Genomic DNA, 22,191 nt, shown 5'->3' on the forward strand with positions numbered 1-22,191 from the left:
AATGGCTAAGTACTAGACGCCGTCATAGCCGGGCTTGACCCGGCCATCCACGACTTCCTTCGTCGATCCCGGAACGTGGATGCCCGGGACAAGCCCGGGCATGACGATCCCAATGGAAGATTGTTGATCCGGCGAAGAGCGTGCGCCTTAGGCGCTCGCCATGTCCGGGAAGACCGCCTCGATCTTGGTCTTCAACGTCGCCGCGTTGAACGGCTTGACGATGTAGTTGTTCACGCCAGCCTTCTTGGCCGCGATCACGTTCTCGGTCTTGGATTCCGCCGTGATCATGATGAAGGGCGTGGTGGCGAGATTCGGATCCGCGCGCACTTCGCGCAGCAGGTCGTAACCCGTCATCGGCTCCATGTTCCAGTCGGAGATCACGAGCCCGTACTTCTTGCCGCGCATCTTGTTCAGTGCTGCCGAACCGTCGCTGGCATCGTCGATGTTCTCGAAGCCAAGCTGCTTCAGCAGATTCCTGATGATACGGATCATGGTGCTGTAGTCATCCACCACCAGAACCGGCATCGACAAATCAACCGCCATCTCGACTCCCCCAACGCATACCAAGGAATATTACGATCGGACCTGCCCAGGCCGGAGCCCGGCAGTTCCACGCTCAAGGACTAGCACCAAGGCGTTAAACAGCGCGTTAATTGGGGACGCCCCCCAAGGGCTGAAATCGTGTTCGATCCGGCCGCCCCCTCCCGCTTGACTTCATCCGGCCGGTCGCGCCACGGTCCTGGCCGGTCCTGCCGGTTCGAGAATTCCCCTGATGGCTCCGCATTTTACCGTTATCCGCGACACCACGCCGGACTCCACGATTCCGAGGGGCGCCGTGGTCGCCATGGGCAATTTCGACGGCGTTCATCTCGGCCATCGCGCCGTGATCGCGGCAGCCCTGGAAATGGGCCGGGCGCAGGGCCGCCCTGCACTGGCCCTGACCTTCGAGCCGCATCCGCGGCGGTTTTTCAGCCCCAACACCCCGCAATTCCGTCTGACGGACGAGCCGGCCAAGCTGCGGCTTCTGGCCGGTACCGGGCTGGCTGGCGCCGTGGTGATGACCTTCGACAAGGCGCGCGCCGGGACCAGCGCGCAGGACTTCATTCACCATGACCTGATCGGGCGCCTTGGCGTCAGCGGGATCGCGGTGGGCTACGACTTCCATTTCGGCAAGGGACGCGTCGGCTCGCCGAGCCTGCTGGTCAACGAGGCGCCCCGGCTCGGCATCGAGGTCGACGTGCAGCCGCATGTCGATATCGACGAGCGGCCGGTGTCCTCCAGCGCCATCCGGATCGCGCTCGCCGAGGGCCAACTGGATGAGGCGACTACTATGCTGGGCGCGCCCTGGTTCGTCACCGGCGAGGTCATTCACGGCGAGAAGCGCGGCCGCGATCTCGGCTATCCCACCGCCAACATCCGCCTGGATGCCAATTGCGGGCTGAAGCACGGCATCTATGCGGTGCGGGTCGGCCGCGGCGCTGAGCGGCTGGACGGGGTGGCAAGCTTCGGTCGCCGCCCGACCTTTGATAATGGCGCTCCGTTGCTCGAGATCTTCCTGTTCGACTTCAAAGGCGACCTTTACGGGCAGGCGCTCGACTGCGCCTTCGTCGGCTTCATCCGCGAGGAGCTGAAATTCGACAGCCTGGACGCCCTGATCCGCCAGATGGACGACGATTCCGCCCGCGCCCGCGCTATGCTGGCCGCGGCCCCGGACGCGTTTCCGAGGCTGGGCGTGATCGATTGAGCTTGAAACCCGGCCTCCCCCAGCCTTTGCGCTTCCCCCGTCCCCCTGCTATGGAAAGCCCATGTTTTCGCGGCGCATCATAGGGATTAGCGGCCCGGCTTCCGCCTGAGCCTTCGGCTCGGCGCAAGACCGGGATCTTGTCGTTTCACCCCGCGATTCCGCATCGCCATTCGTTCCCGCGCCCTTCCGAGCCAGTCAGCCTCATGTCCGAAAAGCCGCAAAAATCCCAAAAGTCTGAAGCCAAAGACTATTCGAAGACCCTGTTCCTGCCGCAGACGGATTTCCCGATGCGCGCCGGCCTGCCGCAGCGCGAGCCGGAGATCCTCAAGCGCTGGTACGACATCGGCCTCTACGAGAAGCTGCGCGAGAGTGCGAAGGGCCGCGCCAAGTTCGTGCTGCATGACGGCCCGCCCTACGCCAATGGCAACATCCATATCGGCACCGCGCTGAACAAGATCCTGAAGGACCTCGTCACCAAGAGCCAGCAGATGCTCGGCTTCGATTCCAACTACGTGCCGGGTTGGGACTGCCACGGCCTGCCGATCGAATGGAAGGTCGAGGAAGAGCACTATCGCAAGAAGGGCAAGCAGAAGCCCGACTTCCGCGACAGTACCGCGATGATCGATTTCCGCCGGGAATGCCGCGCCTACGCCACGCATTGGCTCGGCGTTCAACGCGAGGAGTTCAAGCGCCTCGGCGTCATCGGCGACTGGGATCATCCGTACGCCACCATGAGCTATCCGGCCGAAGCCCAGATCGCGCGCGAGCTGATGAAGTTCGCCGCCAACGGCACGCTCTATCGCGGCTCCAAGCCGGTGATGTGGAGCGTGGTCGAGAAGACGGCGCTTGCCGAAGCCGAGGTCGAGTACGAGGACTACACCTCCGATACGGTGTGGGTGAAATTTCCGGTCACTTCGCCCGCGCACGGCGCGCTTGCCGCCGCAAGCATCGTGATCTGGACCACCACGCCCTGGACGCTGCCCGGCAACCGCGCCATCTCGTTCTCGCCGAAGATCGCCTACGGCCTGTACAAGGTGACGGACGCGCCCGCCGACAATTGGACCAAGACCGGCGATCTCCTGATCCTCGCCGACGCGCTCGCTGAAGAGGTCTTCAAGCAGGCGCGCGTGACGGCCTATGAAAAGGTCCGCGAAATCCCCGGCGACACCATGGACGCGATCGAATGCGCGCATCCGCTGAACGGCCTTGCCGGCGGCTATGACTTCATCGTGCCGCTATTGCCCGGCGACCACGTCACCGACGACACCGGCACCGGCTTCGTGCACACCGCGCCCGGCCATGGCCGCGAGGACTTCGATGCCTGGATGGCGCAGGCGCGCGATCTCGATGCGCGCGGCATCAACACGGCGATCCCCTACACCGTCGACGAGAACGGCGCCTACACCGATCATGCGCCGGGCTTTACCGGCAAGCGCGTCATCAACGACAAGGGCGAGAAGGGCGACGCCAACGAGGCCGTGATCAAGGCGCTCGTCGAAAGGGGCATGCTGCTCGCGCGCGGCCGGCTCAAGCATCAATATCCGCACTCCTGGCGGTCCAAGAAGCCGGTGATCTTCCGCAATACGCCGCAATGGTTCATCGCGATGGACAAGGACGTGGCCCAGGGCGGCAAGGCCAAGAGCGGCGATACGCTGCGCGCCCGCGCGCTGCACGCGATCTCGGTGACGCAATGGGTGCCGCCGTCGGGCGAGAACCGCATCAACGGCATGATCGAGGCGCGGCCCGATTGGGTGATCTCGCGCCAGCGCGCCTGGGGCGTGCCGATCGCCGTGTTCGTGCGCGAGAAGGGCGACGGCTCCGCTGAGATCCTCCAGGACGAGGCGGTCAACACGCGTATCGGCGAGGCCTTCGAGAAGGAAGGCGCCGATGCCTGGTACGCGACGGGAGCGCGCGAGCGCTTCCTTGACGCCCGTGCCAATGAAGACTGGCAGAAGGTCGACGACATTCTCGACGTCTGGTTCGATTCCGGCTCGACCCACGCTTTCGTGCTCGAAGACCCCGTGCAGTTTCCGGGGCTTGCCGGCATCAAGCGCAAAGTCGACGGCGGCACCGACACGGTCATGTATCTCGAGGGCTCGGACCAGCATCGCGGCTGGTTCCACTCCTCGCTGCTGGAAAGCTGCGGCACCCGCGGCCGCGCGCCCTACGACGTCGTGCTGACCCACGGCTTCACCCAGGCCGAGGACGGCCGCAAGATGTCGAAGTCGCTCGGCAACACCATCGAGCCGCAGGCCGTCATCAAGGAATCCGGCGCCGACATTCTGAGACTGTGGGTCGCGTCCTGCGACTACACCGACGACCAGCGCATCGGCCCCGAGATCCTGAAGAACACGGTCGAGACCTATCGCAAGCTGCGCAACACCGTGCGCTGGATGCTCGGCACGCTGCATCATTACAAGCCGGCCGACGCAGTCGCGCCGGCCGAGATGCCCGAGCTCGAGCGGCTGATGCTGCACGAGCTCGCAGGTCGCGACGCCGCCATCGGCAAGGCCTATCGCGAGTTCGACTTCAAGACGGTGGTCGCGATCCTGTCCGCCTTCCTGAACAGCGAGCTCTCGGCATTCTATTTCGATATCCGCAAGGACACGCTGTATTGCGATCCGCCGTCCTCGCTGACGCGCAAGGCGGCGCTGACAACGATCGATCTGCTGTGCGCCTCGATCCTGAAATGGCTGGCGCCGATCCTCAGCTTCACCGCGGAGGAAGGCTGGCGCATGTACCGGCCCGAGGCCGAACCGTCGGTGCATCTGACGCTGTTCCCGACCGATCTCGAAGGCTTGCGCGACGACAAGCTCGCCGCGAAATGGGAGACGATCCGCAACGTCCGCCGCGTCGTTACCGGAGCGCTCGAGCTCGAACGCGCCGCCAAGAACATCGGCTCGTCGCTGGAGGCATCGCCGGTGATCTATGTCGCCGACCGCGACATGCTGGCGACGCTATTCGACGTCGATCTCGCCGAGATCTGCATCACCTCGAATTACGAGGTGCGTGAGGGCGAGGCGCCGGCAGCTGCGTTCCGTCTCGATGCCGTGCCCGGCGTCGCGGTCGTGGTGGAGAAGGCAGTCGGCACCAAATGTGCCCGCTCCTGGAAGATCTCCCCGATGGTCGGCGACGACCCTGAATACCCCGACGTCACCCCGCGCGACGCGAAGGCGCTGCGCGAATGGAAGGCGTTGGGAGTAGCGGTCTGATCCCCATGACCCCGCTTGGCGCTGGCATCTTCGCGGCATTGGTCACGCTCGTGGCCGACCAGGCCTCAAAGCTGTGGCTGCTGAACGTGTTCGACCTCGCCCGTCGCGGCGCGGTGAAGGTGACACCGTTCTTCGACCTGGTGCTGGCCTGGAACATCGGCATCAGCTTCGGCTGGCTCCAGAACGACAGCCAGGCGGCGCAGCTCGCGCTGATGGCGGTCAAGGTCCTCGCCGTGGTCGCGCTGGCGATCTGGATGGCCCGCTCGCACACCCTTCTCGCCACGGTCGCGCTGGGCCTGATCATCGGCGGCGCCATCGGCAATAGCATCGACCGCCTGGCGTATGGCGCGGTGGTCGATTTCGCCCTGTTCCACATCGAGATCGGCGGAAATACCTATAATTGGTATGTATTTAACCTCGCGGACGTGGCCATCGTTGCTGGGGTCGCAGCCCTATTGTATGATTCCTTCCTGGGGGTACCCGCCGCAAAAGCGCCCTGATCCCGGCCGATACGGACCGGCAGGTGGAACCCGGCCTTTGCGAGGGTTTGCTGCGCGCGCGCGGCGATCTGACACAATATGGAACAGGTACAGTAAATGCGCAGCTCGAAGACCAGCATTTCGATGGTTCGAGACCCCCGGTTGGGGCTTTGGCGGGCATTGAAATTGTCCGCTGTCGCGCTCGGCATCGGTCTCGTCATGTCGGCTGGGGCGGCCCGCGCCGGTGACGACGACGATGAAGATGACGGGATGACCTTCGAAGAGAAGATCATCGACAATCTGATGTCCGGCATCGGCGCCAAGAGCATGGAAAAGCCCGGCATCGAGTACCGCGAGCGCTCGCCGCTGGTCGTGCCGCCCAAGCTGGACCTGCCGCCCCCCGCGACCCAGGCCAAGAATGCTCCGAACTGGCCCAAGGATCCCGAGGAAAAGCGCCGCAAGGAAGCCATCGCCGCGCGCAAGAAGGCGACCAAGGAAACCGAGAACTGGCAGGCCGCCCGACCTCTGACGCCCGCCGAGATGAAGGCCGGTCAGGTCGCCGCGGCGCCCCGGACGAGCAACGACCCGATCCAGCCGGGCACCAACGGCAACCCGTCGCTCAGCCCCGCCGAGCTCGGCTTCTCCGGTGGTCTGTGGAACATGATGAAGGGCGGCAACAGCGCCGAAGAGAAGAAATTCACCAGCGAGCCGCCGCGCCAGTCGCTGGTCGAGCCGCCCCCGGGCTATCAGACGCCGTCGCCGAATTACTCCTATGGCGCCGGACAGGACAAAACGCGGCGGACTTATTTCGACATCATGTCGGGCAAGGACAAGGAACAATAGCGTTCCTGTCCTGTCGCTGTTCTGCAGAAGCGAATCGAGTCCCGACGGGCTCATGTCCGCCCGATGCCGGTCATGATTGCTTATCAGTAACTTGCCACCGCGTTGAGTTCTCTGCTTCGTGACGCGAAGCCTCAGCCGCACGGTGTACCATACCGTGCCTCCGAGCCGGACATCCGGACCTCGGCCCTTGATAAGGATCATGATGTCCGTAAACCGATCGGCTGCCTGCCTCCTTGCCGCGCTGCTTTCGACCAGTGTCCTGACAGCCGGCGCGGCCCTTGCCCAGACCACGGTGACGTCGGCCCCGCCCGCCAGCTTCACGCTCGGCAATGGCATGCAGGTCGTGGTGATCCCCGATCACCGCGCGCCCGTCGTCACGGAGATGATCTGGTACAAGGTCGGCTCGGCCGACGAGACGCCGGGCAAGTCCGGCCTCGCCCACTTCCTCGAGCACCTGATGTTCAAGGGCACCTCGAAGCACCCCGTCGGTGAATTCTCCCAGACCGTGCTCCGCGTCGGCGGCAACGAGAACGCCTCGACCTCGGTCGACTACACCAACTATTACCAGCGTGTGCCGAAAGAGCAGCTACCGACCATGATGGAGTTCGAGGCCGACCGCATGACCGGCCTCATCCTCAAGGACGAGAACGTGCTGCCCGAGCGCGACGTCGTGCTCGAAGAATACAATATGCGCGTCGCCAACAATCCGGATGCGCGGCTGAACGAGCAGATCATGGCCGCGCTCTATCTCAATCATCCTTACGGCCGGCCGGTGATCGGCTGGCATCAGGAGATCGAGAAGCTCGATCGCGAGGACGCGCTCGCCTTCTATCGCCGCTTCTATGCGCCGAACAACGCGATCCTGGTGATCGCCGGCGACGTCGAGGCCGCCGACATACGCCCGCTGGTCGAGCGCAATTTCGGCTCGATCCCGGCGCAGCCCGCCATTCCCGCGCGGCGCGTCCGTCCGCAGGAGCCGGAGCCGGCCGCGCCGCGCACCGTCACGCTGGCGGATCCGCGCGTCGAGCAGCCGAGCATGCGGCGCTATTATCTGGTGCCCTCGGCGACCACGGCTGCTGCCGGCGAAAGCGCGGCCCTCGACGTGCTGGCGCAGCTGATGGGCAGCGGCAGCAATTCGTATCTCTACCGCGCCCTCGTGGTCGACAAGCCGCTCGCGGTCTCCGCCAACGCCAGCTATTCCAGCATCTCGCTCGACCCGACGCAGTTCGCGATCTCGGCCGCGCCGAAACCCGGCGTCAGCTTCGCTGAGGTCGAGCAAGCGGTCGACGGCGTCATCGCCAACGTCGCGCAGAACCCGATCCGCGCCGAGGATCTGGAACGCGTGAAGACCCAGCTCATCGCGGAAGCGATTTACGCCCAGGACAACCAGGCGGTGCTGGCACGCTGGTATGGCGGCGCGCTGACCACGGGCCTGTCGATCGAGGACATCAGAAGCTGGCCCGACCGCATCCGCGCGGTCACCGCCGAGCAGGTCCGAGCAGTCGCGCAGAAATGGCTCGAGAAGAAGCGCTCGGTGACGGGTTATCTGATCAAGGACACCGCGACCACCAAGCGCGAGGAGAAGCGTTCGTGACCTATCCTTTCCTTCGACGCGTTGCATTCTCCTTCGCCACCGGCGCGGCACTTGCGCTCGCCGCGGTCTCGCCCTCGCAGGCAGCCGCAAAGATCCAGCACCTGGTCTCGCCGGGCGGTATCGAGGCCTGGTTCGTGCAGGACGCAACCGTGCCGCTGATCGCCATGGAATATTCCTTCGCCGGCGGCTCGGCCCAGGATCCCAAGGACAAGCCGGGCGTCGCCAATCTGGTCGGCGACCTCCTCGACGAAGGCTCCGGCGATCTCGACTCCAAGACCTTCCATGAGCGGCTCGACCGCCGCGCCATCGAGCTCTCCTTCAGCGCCACCCGCGATACCTTCCGCGGCAGCCTGCGCATGCTGCGCGACAACAAGGACGAGGCCTTCGATCTCTTGCGGAGCGCGCTGACGTCGCCGCATTTCGACACCGCCGATGTCGAGCGCATTCGCTCGCAGGTCATCTCGGGCCTGCGCCGCGAGACCACGAACCCGACATCGCTGGCGAGCCGCAAATTCCTGGAGGTCGCCTTTGGCGATCACCCCTACAGCCGGCAGAGCAACGGCAACCTCGACAGCGTGCCGACCATCACGGTTCCCGATATGAAGGATTATGTCGGCCGCGTGCTTGCGAAGGATGGGCTGAAGATCGCGGTCGTCGGTGACGTCGATCCGGCGACCCTCGGCAAGCTGCTCGACCACACCTTCGGTAGCTTGCCCGCCAAGGCCAACCTCACGCCGGTCCCCGACGTCGAGGCCGCGAAGCCGCCGCAGCGCGCCTTCGTCACGCTCGACGTGCCGCAGACCGTGATCACTTTCGGCGGCCCCGGCGTGAAGCGCAGCGACCCGAACTTCATGGCGGCCTACGTCGTCAATCACATCCTCGGCGGCGGCGGCTTGTCCTCCAGGCTCTATCGCGAGGTGCGCGAGAAGCGAGGCCTCGCCTATTCGGTGTTCGAATCGCTGCTCTGGATGGAGCACTCGGCAGTGTTCATCGGCAATACCGGCACCCGCGCCGACCGCGCCGGCGACACCATCGATGCCATCGACAAGGAGGTGCGCCGCATCGCCGAGGAAGGCCCGACGCAGAAGGAGCTCGACGAGGCCAAGTCCTACCTAAAGGGCTCGCAGATGCTGGCGCTGGATACCTCCTCCAAACTCGCGCAGGCACTGCTGCAGTACCAGCAGGACAAGCTACCGATCGACTATATCGAGAAGCGCAATGCCATCGTCGATGCGGTGACGCTGGACGACGCCAAAGCCGCCGCCAAGCGCCTCTGGGGCCAGGGGCTGCTGACCGTCGTCGTCGGCCGCGCCCCGCAGGCCGCCGCGCAGCCTGCAGCCACGGCGCCCAAGTCTAACTAGAAGGTCGAACTAGCTGGTCGAACTAGCAGGTCGAACTCGCATTCGACCTCTTCTCGATGCGCTTCCTGAATGGCCGGGCTCGTCCCGGCCATTCGCGTTTCGAGAGCAGCGCCATTGCTGAAGGCCGGTGTCCGCGGTATGTCCGGACATCACAAATGGTGCCATCATGCTGCGGATATCCCGCGATCTCGTCATCGACGAGGACGACATCGAGATCGGCTTTGTCCGCGCCTCCGGCCCGGGCGGGCAGAATGTCAACAAGGTCTCGACCTCGGCCCAGCTGCGATTCGACACGCGGAAGCTGACCCTGCCCGAGGATGCCGCGATCCGGCTCGCCCGCATCGCCGGCCAGCGCATGACCAAGGATGGCGTGATCGTGATCCACGCCCAGCGCTTCCGTACTCAGGAGCGCAATCGACAGGACGCCATCGACCGGCTGGTCGAAATCCTCAGCGAGGCCATGATAAGGCCGACGCCGCGGCGCGCGACGCGGCCGACCTTCGCCTCCAAGCAGCGCCGGCTCGACGGCAAGAAGCGCCGCGGCGACGTCAAGGCCGGACGCGGCAGCCGCTTCGACGACTAAAGCGCGATGCGATCAGTTTGATAGCTACAGCGGAGGTGCACTCCCTCTCCCGCTTGCGGGAGAGGGTTGGGGAGAGGGTGTTTCTGCAATGGGACAATCCCCAAGCGGAGATAACCCTCACCCGGCGCTTCGCGCCGACCTCTCCCGCGGCAGCAATCGATTCAACTCAAGCCCATACCGCTTTAGCAGACGCAGAAAAACTCCGGCCGCCAAGCGGCCGGAGTCTTGCCGTTCTCCCGGCGGGACTAGTAACGCTTGGATGGAGCTGCACCGCCTGTCGTGGGATCGTCGGCCGTCCCCTTGTGCGCAGCGCTGCCCGTGGTGCCGACCGTGCCTTTGGTGCCCTTGGTTGACTTCATGCCGGTCTTCTCGCCCGCTGCGCCCGGCTGAGCGTTCATCTCGTCATCGCCGCTGCCCATCGTGGTGCCTTGCATGGGTTTGCTTTGCACGGTGCCGCCTGGCTTCGCGGTGGGGGGCGCGCTTTGCGCAAGAACGGGCGTGGCAATGAGCGCCGACAGAGCGCATGCGATCATCGAGGTCTTCACCAACTTCATCCATTTCTCCTGGATTTTTCCGCGATGAATGGCTCGGCCGTTCCCGACGCCGCTTGCCTGCGCCGACCCATCGCATCGCGTAAAGACATCAAGCGGCGCAATCGTCATGCAATGCGCATGGTGTGGTGATCGTTTAGGGATTTGACGGCGGTTTCGCGGAATTGTGCTCCGCATATAAGGCAACGCGGAACACCGCACGCCGCCGCAATGGCCGCGCGCGGCGAAACAGCCCGCTACTACCACCGTCCATCAGACGCCGCCTAGAGTTTGCTCAGGCTACATTGACGTGGATGGGCGGGCTCTCGGTGATGCGCACAGTCGTGCTGGGATTGTGCACCGCGATGGTGCTGATGGTGCGGGTGGCAGACGCGCAAATGCCTTTGCCGGCCGCAAAGCCGCCGGATGGCGCGACGCTCTTCAAGCAGCAATGCGCGGTGTGCCACACCACAAGCCTGTCGGAGCCGGCACGACAGGGGCCGCCGCTGTTCAAGCTCGTGGGCCGGCCCGCCGGCAAGGTTGAAGGCTTTCGGTATTCGCAAGGGCTCGCGAACGCAGACTTCGCCTGGGACGAAGCCCGGCTCGACGCCTGGCTGACCAATCCGCAAGCCGTCATTCCCGGCGTGGTCATGGCCTATCGACAGGCCAAGCCGGAAACGCGCGCTGCCATCATCGCTTTTCTGAAGGAGCAAAACTGAATGGCAAAGGCCGTCCATTCCATGATCCGGGTGCTGGATGAAGCGCGCTCGCTCGACTTCTACCGGCGCGCCTTCGGCCTCGAGGTCGCCGACCATCTGAAGTTTTCCGACTTTGCCCTGATCTATCTGCGTCATCCCTCCTCACCTTTCGAAGTCGAGCTGACGGTGAATTTCGATCGCAAGGAGCCGTACGCGCTCGGCGACGGCTATGGACATCTCGCCGTAGTGGTGGACGATCTCGATACCGAGCATGCCCGCTTCGAGCGCGAGAAGCTCGCACCAGGACCCTTACGCGACTTCAAGCACGACGGCAGGACGCTGGCGCGCTTCTTCTTCGTCAGCGATCCCGACGGCTACAAGATCGAGGTGATCCAGCGAGGCGGACGTTTCAACTGACTCAATCATAAAATCAAAATTGACGGAGGAATGCCATGAGAGAAGTCGATCGCCGAAGCAAGCACAGCCGCCGTGTCTTTCTCAAGGGCGCGGCGACCGCCGTGCCGGTCGTAGCAGTCGCGACCAGCGTCGCCGTCAGCATCGAAGATGCGTGGGCCAATGATGCGAGCGCGCTCTCGCCCGCGACGATGAAGACGTTGCTGAAGGTCGCACGCGACATCTATCCGCACGACGTTCTCGGTGACAGCTACTACATCACCGCGATCAAGCCGTGGGACGGCAAGGCGGCCAAGGATCCCGCCGTCAAGTCGCTGATCAGCGACGGCATCACGCGGCTCGATCAGAACGCGCGGGATCGCCACAAGGTCGCCTATGCCGAGGTGCCTTGGGAAGCCGACCGCGTGGTGCTGCTGAAGGAGATCGAGCAGAGCGACTTCTTCCAGAAGGTCCGCGGCGACCTCATCGTCTCGCTCTACAACCAGAAAGAGGTCTGGCCGCGGTTCGGCTACGAGGGCTCCTCGGCCGAGCACGGCGGCTACATCAACCGCGGCTTCGCCGACATCGACTGGCTGCCGAAGGCTTAAGGCTCACCCAACGGTTCAGGAGAACGCATATGGCAAAATTCGATCTGAACGACTCCAGCGTTGTGGTGATCGTCGGCTCAGGTGCCGGCGGCGGCACGCTTGGCAACGAGCTCGCGCAGAAGGGCGTCAAGGTGGTCATCCTCGAAGCAGGTCCCCGCATCGAGAACCACGACTTCGTCAACGACGAGTGGGAGAGTTTTTCCCAGCTCGCCTGGACCGATGCCCGCACCACGTCGGGGACATGGCGCGTCGCCAAGGATTTTTCGGGGCTTCCTGCATGGATCGTCAAGGCGGTCGGAGGCTCGACGACACATTGGGCCGGCGCTTCGCTGCGTTTCGACGAGCACGAATTCAGGATCAAGAGCACCTACGGCAACCTTCCAGGCGCCAATCTGCTGGACTGGCCGGTCACGCTTGCGGAGATCGAGCCGTGGTACGCCAAGGCAGAGAACAAGATGGGCGTGACCCGCACCAACGGCATTCCCGGACTTCCCGGCAACAATAATTTCAAGGTGCTCGAGGCCGGCGCGAAGAAGCTGGGCTACAAGACCGTGCACACCGGCAACATGGCGATCAACAGCCAGCCGCGCGACGGACGCGGCGCCTGCCAGCAGATCGGCTTCTGCTTCCAGGGCTGCAAGTCGGGCGCGAAATGGTCGACGCTCTACACCGAGATTCCCAAGGGCGAGGCGACCGGCAATCTGGAAGTCCGCCCAAGCAGCATGGCGGTCAAGATCGAGCACGATGCCGGCGGCAAGGTGACCGGCGTCGTCTACGCCGACGAGAGCGGCGCGATGCAGCGCCAGAAGGCGCGCATCGTCGCGGTCGCCGGCAACTCGATCGAAAGCCCGCGGCTGCTGCTCAACAGCGCCTCGACCATGTTCCCCGACGGCCTTGGCAATTCATCGGGCCAGGTCGGCCGCAACTACATGCGTCACATGACCGGCAGCGTCTACGCCGTGTTCGAGAAATCCGTGCACATGTATCGCGGCACCACGATGGCCGGCATCATCCGCGATGAAGCGGCCAACAATCCGAAGCGGGGCTTCGTCGGCGGCTACGAGATGGAGACGCTCTCGATCGGCTTGCCCTTCATGGCGGCGTTCCTGAACCCCGGCGCCTGGGGCCGTCCGTTCACCTCAGCACTCGACGGCTATCCCAGGATGGCCGGCATGTGGCTGGTCGGCGAGGACATGCCGCAGGAGACCAACCGGATCACGCTCGATCCTGTGGCCAAGGACAAGTTCGGACAGCCGGTCGCCAGCGTGCATTTCGACGATCATCCCAACGATCTCGCGATGCGCGCCCATGCCTACAAGCAAGGCGCAGCCGTCTACGACGCCGTCGGCGCCACCGTAACCTATCCGACGCCGCCCTATCCGAGCACCCACAATCTCGGCACCAACCGAATGAGCGAGAAGCCGCGAGACGGCGTGGTCAACAAGTTCGGACAGAGCCACGACGTCAAGAATCTGTTCGTCTCTGACGGCAGCCAGTTCACCAGCGGCGCCGCCTGCAACCCAACGCTGACCATCGTTGCGCTGGCGATCCGGCAGGCGGATTACATTGCGGGTGCGATGCAGAAGAAGGAGATCTAGGGCTAGATAGGCAAACCGCTCTCTCCTCCGTCATTGCGAGGAGCGCTTGCGACGAAGCAATCCAGACTGCCTCTGCGGAAAGACCCTGGATTGCTTCGCTGCGCTCGCAATGACGGTGGATGGTGTCCCGTAGCCCGGATGGAGCGCAGCGTAATCCGGGGCGGCTGTCACTTGTGGCATGAATCCCGTATTGCGCTGCGCTTCATCCGGGCAACAAGCACGTCACTCGGCAGCGTCGAGAATCGGCGCCACATTGAACTCCGTCACCGGCGCCATGCTCCTGGAGCGATAGATCAAACACGAGCAGCGCAGCAGCGAGGCGAAATTGTTGACCTCGCCGTGATGGTCGAGCACCTCGTTATAGAGCGTGGTCAGGAACTTGCCGAGGCTCATGCCCTCCTTGGCCGCGATCTCCTCCAGCGTGTCCCAGAACGCCATTTCGAGCCGGATCGAGGTGCAATGGCCGTCGATCCGCAAGGAGCGGGTCTGGGATTCGTAATCGCGTTGGGGCTGATGCGCGAAGAGATGGCACATGGCGTCCTCCCGTCCTGTTGCCATTTTTTCACGATGCTACACTGCTGGCCGGCGCCTCACAATCACGACCACAGCGGGAGGGCGATCCATCGGCGCCGCAAGATTTTTCTCGAACGCTCAATGTCTTCAATGTGATAGGAAGCCTTCTTCCCCAGGCCCTCACGCCACTGTTGCCCAACACATGCTTTTGACGCAACACGGCCTAGAATAGCGCTGTCAGCGAATCCAGCTTCGAGCCCCAGATCAAGTTCATGCCCGTCCGTCAATTGCCCGAACAGGTCGTCAACCGCATCGCCGCCGGCGAGGTGGTCGAGCGCCCGGCGAGCGTGGTCAAGGAACTGGTCGAGAACGCGATCGACGCCGGCGCCAGCCGGATCGACGTCTTCACCGATGGCGGCGGGCGGCGGCGGATCGGCATCACCGACGACGGCGGCGGGATGACGGCGAAAGATCTCGCGCTCGCGGTCGAGCGTCACGCCACATCCAAGCTCGACGACGAGGATTTGCTCCAGATCCGCACCCTTGGCTTCCGCGGCGAGGCTCTGCCCTCGATCGGCTCGGTGGCGCGACTGTCGATCACCACGCGGCATGCCAGTGAGTCCCATGCCTGGGCACTCAATGTCGAGGGCGGCGAGAAATCCGAGATCATGCCGGCGGCGCTGGCTCATGGCACGCGCGTCGAGGTCAACGACCTCTTCTATGCGACGCCGGCACGGCTGAAATTCCTGAAGACCGACCGCACTGAGGCCGAAGCGATCCGCGAGGTGGTGCGGCGCCTTGCGATGGCGCGGCCGGACGTCGCCTTCACGCTCGCCGGCGAGGAGCGCGCGCCGGTGACCTGGGCCGCCGCCCTGCCCGGCGCGGCCGGCCGGCTGACGCGGCTTGCCGACATCCTCGGCGCGGAGTTCCGCAGCCACGCTTTCGAGGTTCATGCCGAACGCGAGGGCGTCGTCGTCTCGGGCTATGCGGCCGCACCCGCGCTGACCAAGGCCAACGCGCTCGGGCAATATCTTTTCGTCAATGGCCGTCCGGTGCGCGACAAGCTGATCCTCGGCGCCGTGCGCGGGGCCTATGCCGATTACCTGCCGCGCGACCGCCATCCCGTGCTGGCACTGTTCGTGACACTCGATCCGCGCGAGGTCGATGCCAACGTGCATCCGGCCAAGACCGAGGTGCGCTTCCGCAACGCGGGCCTCGTCCGCGCATTGATCGTGCACGGATTGAAGGAAGGTCTCGCGCGCGAGGGCCGCCGCACCGCCGCCAACAGCGGCGAGAGCGCCTTGTCCTCGTTCCGCCCCGCCTTCACGCCACCGCGTCCGGCGAGCTGGGACTGGCGCGCCTCGCCGTCCGCCCCGGTCGGGCCGATGCCGTCCTTCGAAGGCGCCGCGGCGCCTGCCTTCGCCGAGCGCGCTCAAGCCGCCTTCGACGTCGGCGCGCCCAGTGCGGACGTGCGGATCGAGACGCAGCCGGTGGCTGATCTCGTCGACCGGCCGCTCGGCGCCGCGCGGACGCAGATCCACGAGACCTATATCGTCTCGCAGACCCGCGACGGGTTGATCATCGTCGACCAGCACGCCGCGCATGAGCGCATCGTCTACGAGCGGCTGAAGGCCTCGCTGGCCGCCAACGGCGTGCAGCGGCAGATCCTCCTCATTCCCGAGATCGTCGAGATGGACGAAGCGACGGTGGAGCGCCTGCTGGAGCGCAGCGAGGAGCTGGCTTCGTTCGGCCTCGCCATCGAATCCTTCGGCCCCGGCGCAGTCGCGGTGCGCGAGACGCCCTCGCTGCTCGGCAAGACCAATGCGGGCGGGCTGCTGCGCGATCTCTCCGAGCATATGGCCGAGTGGGACGAGGCACTTCCGCTCGAACGTCGCCTGATGCACGTCGCCGCCACCATGGCCTGCCACGGCTCCGTGCGCGCCGGCCGCCGCTTGCGGCCCGAGGAGATGAACGCGCTGCTCCGCGAGATGGAGGAGACACCGAACTCAGGCCAGTGCAATCACGGCCGGCCGACTTATGTCGAGCTGAAGCTGAGCGATGTGGAGAAGCTGTTCGGACGGAGGTGACGGTGCCGTAATGACGGTGCCGTAGGGTGGGCAAAGGCGCAAAGCGCCGTGCCCACGATCTCTGCATGATCGAGCCAGGTGGTGGACACGCTCCGCTTTGCCCACCCTACGAGAGCTTGCCTACGGCTTCCTCAAAAACACGAACTCTGTATCATCGTACGCTCGCCGCTCCAGTTCCTCAAAGCCCTCCGGCGTCGCGAACTGCGCGACCTTTGCCTCTTCCACCACCAGCAGCGCGCCCGGCGTGAGCCAGCCGCCGTCGCGCAAGCTTGCCAGCGCCTTCTCCGCAAAACCCTTGCCATAAGGCGGATCAAGGAACACCAGCGAGAACGGCTCGACGGGATGCGCGGGGCCGAGATCGGTCGCATCGCGGCGATAGACTTTTGTGACGCCGCCGAGACCGAGCGTCTCGACATTGTTGCGCAGCAGCGCCCGAGCTTCTGCGCCATTGTCGACGAACAGCGTGAACTTCGCACCACGTGACGAGGCTTCAATGCCAAGCGCACCGGTGCCGGCGAAGAGATCGAGCACGCGCGCGTCTTCAATCGGATCGTCGTAGGCGTGCACGAGGATGTTGAACACGGACTCGCGCAAGCGGTCCGCCGTGGGGCGGATGTCGCGCGAGGACGGCGAGGCGAGATTACGCCCCTTCAAGCGACCGCCGACGACGCGCAACCTCAGTCCTCCCGCGGCGTCAGATCGCGCTTGCCGTGATAGCCGCGCTTGGGACGGCGCGGCGGGCCGTAGCCGTTGGCCTCTTCCTCGTTGCGCTCACGCGCCTCATCGCTGCCGGTGCGCTGCACCAGCACGCGGCGGCCCTTGCGGTCGTTGATCACGGCACGCTTGCTGGCGGGCTTCTTCTCGCTCGGCGCGTCATCGACGCGTGAAGTCGATTTCGAGGGCACGTCGAATTGCGCGCCCGACTTCTCAATCACCTTGTCGCCGAGCTGATCGCGCAGCACGCGCGACTTGATCTCCTCGACCTGTCCTTCGGGGACTTCGCCGAGCTGGAACGGACCATAGGACACGCGGATCAGCCGGTTCACCTCGAGCCCGAGATGGGCGCAGACATTGCGCACCTCGCGGTTCTTGCCTTCGCGGATCGCAAACACCAGCCAGACGTTAGCACCCTGATCGCGCTCCAGCGTCGCTTCGATCGGACCGTATTTGACGCCCTCGACCTCGATGCCATTCTTGAGCTCGTCGAGCTGAGCCTGGGTGACGTCGCCATGGGCGCGAACGCGGTAGCGGCGCAGCCAGCCGGTATCGGGGAGCTCGAGCGTGCGCGCGAGCCCGCCGTCATTGGTGAGCAGCAGCAGGCCCTCGGTGTTGAAGTCGAGCCGGCCGACGCTGATCAGCCGAGGCAGGCCTTCCGGCAGATTGTCGAACACAGTCGGACGCCCCTCTGGGTCGTCATGTGTGGTCATCAGCCCGCGCGGCTTGTGATAGAGGAACAGCCGCGTGCGCTCGCGCTCCGGCAACGGCTTGCCGTCGACCAGGACGACGTCGTTCTTGGTGATGTCGAGCGCGGGCGAGTTGATGACGCGACCATTGACCGTGACGCGGCCCTGCGTGACCATCTCCTCGGCGTCGCGGCGCGAGGCAAGCCCCGCACGCGCCAGCGCCTTGGCAATGCGCTCGCCGGCCTTCTTCGGCTTCGGCTCTTCTTCCCGGCGCGGCCGCCGGTCGAAATCACGATCGCGCTCGCGATAGGCGCCGCGGCCGCCGAAGGCGGGGCGCTTCTCGAAGATCCTGCTGTCGTCCTCGTTGTCGCGCCGCGGGCGGTCGCCAAAACGGCCTTCGCTGCGCGGATGCTCGTGCCAATCGGAACGGCCCTCCGACCGCTCGCGCGGACGATCGAATTTCGGACGGTCACGGAACGGGCGATCACCCGACGGACGGTCGTCGCGCGAGCGCGAAAAGCGCGGACGGTCGTCGCCGCGACCACCGTCGCGACGGTCGTCGCGCTTCTGCCAGGGCTTGTCCTCGCCGCGGTCACGACCGCCAAAATCCTTGCGCGGCCCACGATCCGGTGCACCACGCGAAAACTTTCGCTCGCCGTCGAACTTGCGCTCCGGGCGATCACTCCGCGGCGCGCGATCACCGCGATCGAAATTCGGACGGTCGCCGCGCGGCTTGAAGCTGCGTTCGCCACGATCCTCACGCGGCCCGCGATCCGGCCCGCCTCGCGAAAACTTCCGTTCGCCGTCGAACTTGCGCTCGGGACGATCGCCACGCGGCGCGTAGGGGCGCTTGTCGCCGAACTTCCTGTCACCGGTCCGACCGGCGGGGCGGGAATCGTCACGATCCCGGCTGCGCGGCGGACGATCGTCGCGGCCATAGGAAGGACGGTCACCGCGCGGCTTGAAGGGCCGCTTCTCACCGTCGCGCGAGGAGCGATCCGAGAACGGACGGTCGCCACGTGGCTTGAAGCTGCGTTCGCCGCGCCCCTCACCACCACGGTCGTCGCGCTTGAATTTCGGACGGTCGCTGAAATCGCGGCGCGGGGCATCGCCCTCCTCGCGGCGGCGGAACGGACGATCCCCGCGGTCGGCGCGAGGCGGGCGGCTGTCGCGGTCGCCACGAGGCGGGCGAGCGTCGCTCCTGCCCTCAGGGCCGCGCTTGGCGAATTTCTTCTCAGGACCACGCGGCTTGCCGGACCGGCCCTTGGGCGGTCCCTTGGGAGGGCCTCGCCGGCCGCGGGAATCGTTGTCTTTGTCGCTGTCGCGAGGCATGAATAATCTCACTTAGGGGGTGGCCGGAAAGCATTGTGCGCGCTCGTTCCGAGCCGCATGCTCAGGCAAAATCGGTATCCACTCTTGCTGAAGGCGGAGCTAGTAGCAGGTTTCTGGCGATGATACGAGGCATGAAAGCCCCTTCTTTCATGGATTTGGCGCTTCTGGCGGCCGAAAATGCCGGAAAATCGGGCGAAGTTCCGATCGGATGCGTGGTCGTGCGCGATCACGAGATCATCGCCACCGCCGCCAACCGGACGTTAACTGACCACGACCCGACCGCCCATGCCGAGATCATCGCGCTGCGCGAGGCGGCGAAAAAGATCGGCAGCGAGCGCCTGGTGGACTGCGACCTCTACGTGACGCTGGAGCCCTGCACCATGTGTGCGGGCGCCATCTCGTTTGCAAGGGTCAGGCGCCTCTATTACGGCGCGGCCGATCCCAAGGGCGGCGCGGTGGAGTCCGGCGTGCGGTTCTTTGCCTCGCCGACCTGCCATCACGCCCCGGATGTCTATTCCGGCGTCGGCGAGAGCGAGGCGGCGCGGCTGCTCAAGGAGTTCTTCCGGGAGCGGCGCTGACGGCTCCTAACTCCGCTGTCATGCCCCGGCTTGACCGGGGCATCCAGTACGCCGCAGCCTGTCGATCAATCACTGCCGTCACGGAGTACTGGATCGCCCGGTCAAGCCGGGCGATGACAGTTGAGTGTGTGGTGTGCAGCTGCGTGGCTCAGCCCGAAAAAAACTCCCGCAACGCACTCGCGGTGACGTCCGGGTTCTCCTCGGTGAGGAAGTGGCCGGAATCCACGGGCATGCCGACCACGTTCGTGGCCCACTGTTTCCACGTATCGAGCGGCGTCGCCGCGGCTTGCGCCACGCCGGCATTGCCCCACAGCGCCAGCATCGGAATGGTGATCTTCTTGCCGGCTTCGAAATCGGCCTTGTCGAGGTCGTAATCGAAATAGGCGCCGGCACGGTAATCCTCGCACATCGCATGCACGCGGGCCGGATCGCGAAATGGAGCGATGTAGTGTTCGAGCGCGCGCGGATCGATGGCATCGAGCGTCCTGAACTTGGTCTGGCTCGCCATCTTGAAGCGCAGGAAGAACTCGCCGTTGCTCGAGATCAGCGTCTCCGGCAGCGGATAAGGCTGCGCCAGGAAGGTCCAGTGATAGATCTTCAGCGCATAGGCGCGGTTCATCCGCTCCCAGTAATTATAGGTCGGCAGGATATCGAGCACAGCAAGCTTCGACAGCCGGCCGGGATGGTCGAGCGCGAGGCGATAGGAGACGCGGCCGCCGCGGTCGTGGCCGGCGAGCGCGAAGTGCACGTGACCGAGACGCTCCATCGCCTCGACCATGGCTTTCGCCATCGCGCGCTTGCTGTAGGGGATATGCAGCGCATCGCTCTCGGGCATGTCGGACCAGCCATAGCCCGGCAGATCGGCGATGATCAGCGTGAACTTATCGGCGAGCTGCGGCGCCACCTGGTGCCACATCACGTTGGTCTCGGAGAAGCCGTGCAGGAGCAGCAGCGGCGGTCCGCTGCCGCCGACGCGGGCGAAGATGCGGCCGAAGGAGGTGTCGATCCATTCGGAGCGAAAGCCCGGATAGAGGTCGGCGAGATCGGACATCTTTTTGCATCCTTATGGTCAGTCCAAAGGTCATCCCGACAAACAAAAAGTCGAAAACAACCCCATGCACAGTAACGGTATTATCGGCGGGGCGACTAACCCCAACAGCCGATTGCACATTCTGGAACGTCGATGTGGCGGCGCGGTGACACCGAGCCACGCGATTTCGGATTGGCGCGCCTTGGACGCCGTCCGGGATCGCGCTCTCGGGCTCGTCAATTCCTGGCCTTCTCCGCCTCCACGGCCTGCCAGCCGATGTCGCGGCGGCAGAAGCCGTCCGGCCAGCGGATGCGGTCGACCGCCTGATAGGCGCGCGCCTGCGCCTCCGTCACGGTCTTACCGAGCGCGCAGACATTGAGCACGCGGCCGCCATTGGCGTGGATCGCGCCCTCCCTCGCGAAGGTGCCAGCATGGAAGATCTCCGCACCCTCGACCTTGGCGGCTTCATCGAGCCCCTCGATGAGCGTGCCTCTCTCGTAGTCGCCGGGATAACCCTTCGCCGCCATCACAACGGTGAGCGCGGAGTCCGGATGCCAGCGCAGATCGAAATTCTTCAGCTGGCCGTCGCAGGACGCCAGGAACGCCGGCACGATGTCCGACATCATGCGCAGCATCAGAACCTGGCACTCGGGATCGCCGAAGCGCACGTTGAACTCGAACAGCTTCGGGCCCTGCGTCGTCAGCATGATGCCGGCATAGAGCACGCCGCGGAACGGCGTGCCGCGCTGCTTCATGCCGGCGACCGTCGGCAGGATGATCTTCGCCATGATCGCGTCATGGATCGCAGGCGTGACCAGCGGCGTCGGCGAATAGGCGCCCATGCCGCCGGTGTTCGGGCCGACATCATGGTCGAACACGCGCTTGTGGTCCTGCGCGGAGGCCAATGGAATGGCGGTCTCGCCGTCGCACAACGCGAAGAAGCTGATCTCGCGGCCGGGCAGAAACTCTTCGATCACGACCTCGGCGCCGGCTTCGCCGAAGGCGCCCTCGAACATCATGGCGATGGCGTCCTCGGCCTCGCGCACGGTCTTGGCGACGACGACGCCCTTGCCGGCGGCGAGCCCGTCGGCCTTCACGACGATCGGCGCACCCTGGCTGTTGACGTAGTCGCGGGCATCCCCGGCCTTGGTGAAACGCTTGTAGGCGCCGGTCGGAATGCCAAATTCGGTGCACAGCGCCTTGGTGAAACCCTTGGAGCTTTCGAGCTGGGCCGGGATCTTGCTCGGACCGAACGCCTTGATGCCGGCGGCGGTGAGGTCGTCGACGATGCCGGCCGCCAGCGGCGTCTCCGGGCCAACCACCACGAGCTCGACCTTGTTCGTCTTGCAGAAATCAATCACCGCGGCGTGGTCAGCGACGTCCAGCGCCACGCATTCCGCCTCCCGCGCGATGCCGGCATTGCCGGGCGCGCACCAGAATTTGGTCACCAGGGGGGAAGCTGCGATCTTCCACGCCAGGGCATGTTCGCGGCCGCCGGAACCGAGCAGGAGAATGTGCATCGAGGGCTCAGAAAATAAGGGTTTGCTGCGTGCGGAGGTCGCACGAATCGGCGCGGGTCTCAAGGGGAAACGCCTCACCCTCCCC

20 protein-coding genes are annotated in these 22,191 nt (G+C 65.0%); 13 read left to right on the forward strand and 7 right to left on the reverse strand.

The features are described from left to right. Nucleotides 1–147: 147 nt before the first annotated feature. Nucleotides 148–543 carry a response regulator gene (locus tag IVB26_RS33325; protein ID WP_008567674.1) on the reverse strand — a complete coding sequence of 132 codons (396 nt, stop codon included), beginning with the start codon at nucleotides 541–543 and terminating at the stop codon, nucleotides 148–150. A gap of 229 nt (nucleotides 544–772) precedes the next feature. Between IVB26_RS33325 and IVB26_RS33330 the strand changes: the two genes are divergently transcribed. From IVB26_RS33330 to arfB, 7 genes are all read left to right on the forward strand, one after another. Beyond that, nucleotides 773–1,744 (forward strand): bifunctional riboflavin kinase/FAD synthetase, encoded by a 972-nt coding sequence (locus IVB26_RS33330; protein WP_247969215.1) that lies wholly within the window; start codon nucleotides 773–775, stop codon nucleotides 1,742–1,744. 203 nt (nucleotides 1,745–1,947) lie between these two features. Beyond that, entirely contained in the window at nucleotides 1,948–4,956 is a 3,009-nt protein-coding gene (gene ileS, locus IVB26_RS33335) for an isoleucine--tRNA ligase (RefSeq protein WP_247969216.1), read from the forward strand. Nucleotides 4,957–4,961: 5 nt separating this feature from the next. Beyond that, entirely contained in the window at nucleotides 4,962–5,456 is a 495-nt protein-coding gene (lspA, locus tag IVB26_RS33340) for a signal peptidase II (protein WP_247969217.1), read from the forward strand. Nucleotides 5,457–5,552: 96 nt separating this feature from the next. Beyond that, the gene (locus IVB26_RS33345) at nucleotides 5,553–6,278 is read left to right on the forward strand and encodes a hypothetical protein (protein WP_247969218.1); all 726 of its coding nucleotides are present in this window, start codon (nucleotides 5,553–5,555) and stop codon (nucleotides 6,276–6,278) included. A gap of 199 nt (nucleotides 6,279–6,477) precedes the next feature. Next, nucleotides 6,478–7,872: a M16 family metallopeptidase gene (locus IVB26_RS33350; protein ID WP_458309298.1), complete on the forward strand. Its 1,395-nt coding sequence runs from the start codon at nucleotides 6,478–6,480 to the stop codon at nucleotides 7,870–7,872. Further along, the gene (locus IVB26_RS33355; RefSeq protein ID WP_247969219.1) at nucleotides 7,869–9,233 is read left to right on the forward strand and encodes a M16 family metallopeptidase; all 1,365 of its coding nucleotides are present in this window, start codon (nucleotides 7,869–7,871) and stop codon (nucleotides 9,231–9,233) included. Before IVB26_RS33350 ends, IVB26_RS33355 begins: the two co-directional genes overlap by 4 nt. Nucleotides 9,234–9,399: 166 nt before the next feature. Beyond that, complete coding sequence (gene arfB / locus IVB26_RS33360; RefSeq protein WP_247969220.1) at nucleotides 9,400–9,816, forward strand: alternative ribosome rescue aminoacyl-tRNA hydrolase ArfB; 417 nt, start codon at nucleotides 9,400–9,402, stop codon at nucleotides 9,814–9,816. 245 nt (nucleotides 9,817–10,061) lie between these two features. Here arfB and IVB26_RS33365 read toward each other — a convergent pair whose 3' ends face one another. Continuing rightward, nucleotides 10,062–10,478 carry a hypothetical protein gene (locus tag IVB26_RS33365; RefSeq protein WP_247969221.1) on the reverse strand — a complete coding sequence of 139 codons (417 nt, stop codon included), beginning with the start codon at nucleotides 10,476–10,478 and terminating at the stop codon, nucleotides 10,062–10,064. A gap of 233 nt (nucleotides 10,479–10,711) precedes the next feature. Between IVB26_RS33365 and IVB26_RS33370 the strand changes: the two genes are divergently transcribed. The 4 genes from IVB26_RS33370 to IVB26_RS33385 are packed head-to-tail and all read left to right on the forward strand — an operon-like array spanning nucleotide 10,712 to nucleotide 13,643. After that, nucleotides 10,712–11,065, forward strand: a complete 354-nt coding sequence (locus IVB26_RS33370) for a c-type cytochrome (protein ID WP_346732844.1) — start codon at nucleotides 10,712–10,714, stop codon at nucleotides 11,063–11,065. Then, nucleotides 11,066–11,461, forward strand: a complete 396-nt coding sequence (locus IVB26_RS33375; RefSeq protein WP_246930159.1) for a VOC family protein — start codon at nucleotides 11,066–11,068, stop codon at nucleotides 11,459–11,461. Nucleotides 11,462–11,496: 35 nt separating this feature from the next. Further along, entirely contained in the window at nucleotides 11,497–12,045 is a 549-nt protein-coding gene (locus tag IVB26_RS33380; RefSeq protein ID WP_247969222.1) for a gluconate 2-dehydrogenase subunit 3 family protein, read from the forward strand. A gap of 29 nt (nucleotides 12,046–12,074) precedes the next feature. Beyond that, on the forward strand, nucleotides 12,075–13,643 hold the full coding sequence (locus IVB26_RS33385; protein ID WP_247969223.1) for a GMC family oxidoreductase: 1,569 nt from the start codon (nucleotides 12,075–12,077) through the stop codon (nucleotides 13,641–13,643). A gap of 222 nt (nucleotides 13,644–13,865) precedes the next feature. On the opposite strand, the gene IVB26_RS33390 is transcribed toward IVB26_RS33385, so the two are convergent. After that, nucleotides 13,866–14,177, reverse strand: a complete 312-nt coding sequence (locus IVB26_RS33390; protein ID WP_247969224.1) for a ribbon-helix-helix domain-containing protein — start codon at nucleotides 14,175–14,177, stop codon at nucleotides 13,866–13,868. 251 nt (nucleotides 14,178–14,428) lie between these two features. On the opposite strand from IVB26_RS33390, the gene mutL reads away from it, so the two are divergent. Then, a complete protein-coding gene (gene mutL / locus IVB26_RS33395; protein ID WP_247969225.1) occupies nucleotides 14,429–16,243 on the forward strand; it encodes a DNA mismatch repair endonuclease MutL in 1,815 nt (604 codons plus the stop codon). 120 nt (nucleotides 16,244–16,363) lie between these two features. Here the strand turns inward: mutL and rsmD are convergent, their stop codons facing one another. Both rsmD and IVB26_RS33405 read right to left on the reverse strand, forming a co-directional pair. After that, nucleotides 16,364–16,918: a 16S rRNA (guanine(966)-N(2))-methyltransferase RsmD gene (gene rsmD, locus IVB26_RS33400; protein ID WP_247969226.1), complete on the reverse strand. Its 555-nt coding sequence runs from the start codon at nucleotides 16,916–16,918 to the stop codon at nucleotides 16,364–16,366. A 2-nt stretch (nucleotides 16,919–16,920) separates the two neighbouring features. Continuing rightward, a complete protein-coding gene (locus IVB26_RS33405) occupies nucleotides 16,921–18,978 on the reverse strand; it encodes a pseudouridine synthase (protein ID WP_247969227.1) in 2,058 nt (685 codons plus the stop codon). Nucleotides 18,979–19,097: 119 nt separating this feature from the next. On the opposite strand from IVB26_RS33405, the gene IVB26_RS33410 reads away from it, so the two are divergent. Beyond that, nucleotides 19,098–19,556: a nucleoside deaminase gene (locus IVB26_RS33410; protein WP_247969228.1), complete on the forward strand. Its 459-nt coding sequence runs from the start codon at nucleotides 19,098–19,100 to the stop codon at nucleotides 19,554–19,556. A 148-nt stretch (nucleotides 19,557–19,704) separates the two neighbouring features. Here the strand turns inward: IVB26_RS33410 and IVB26_RS33415 are convergent, their stop codons facing one another. Then, nucleotides 19,705–20,607 carry an alpha/beta fold hydrolase gene (locus tag IVB26_RS33415; protein ID WP_247969229.1) on the reverse strand — a complete coding sequence of 301 codons (903 nt, stop codon included), beginning with the start codon at nucleotides 20,605–20,607 and terminating at the stop codon, nucleotides 19,705–19,707. 215 nt (nucleotides 20,608–20,822) lie between these two features. Next, nucleotides 20,823–22,106, reverse strand: coding sequence for a phosphoribosylamine--glycine ligase (gene purD / locus IVB26_RS33420; RefSeq protein WP_247969230.1), 1,284 nt, complete (start codon nucleotides 22,104–22,106; stop codon nucleotides 20,823–20,825). Between the last annotated feature and the right edge of the window lie 85 nt (nucleotides 22,107–22,191).

Origin of the sequence: Bradyrhizobium sp. 195, assembly GCF_023101665.1 — a bacterium.
Taxonomy (GTDB): Bacteria; Pseudomonadota; Alphaproteobacteria; order Rhizobiales; family Xanthobacteraceae; genus Bradyrhizobium.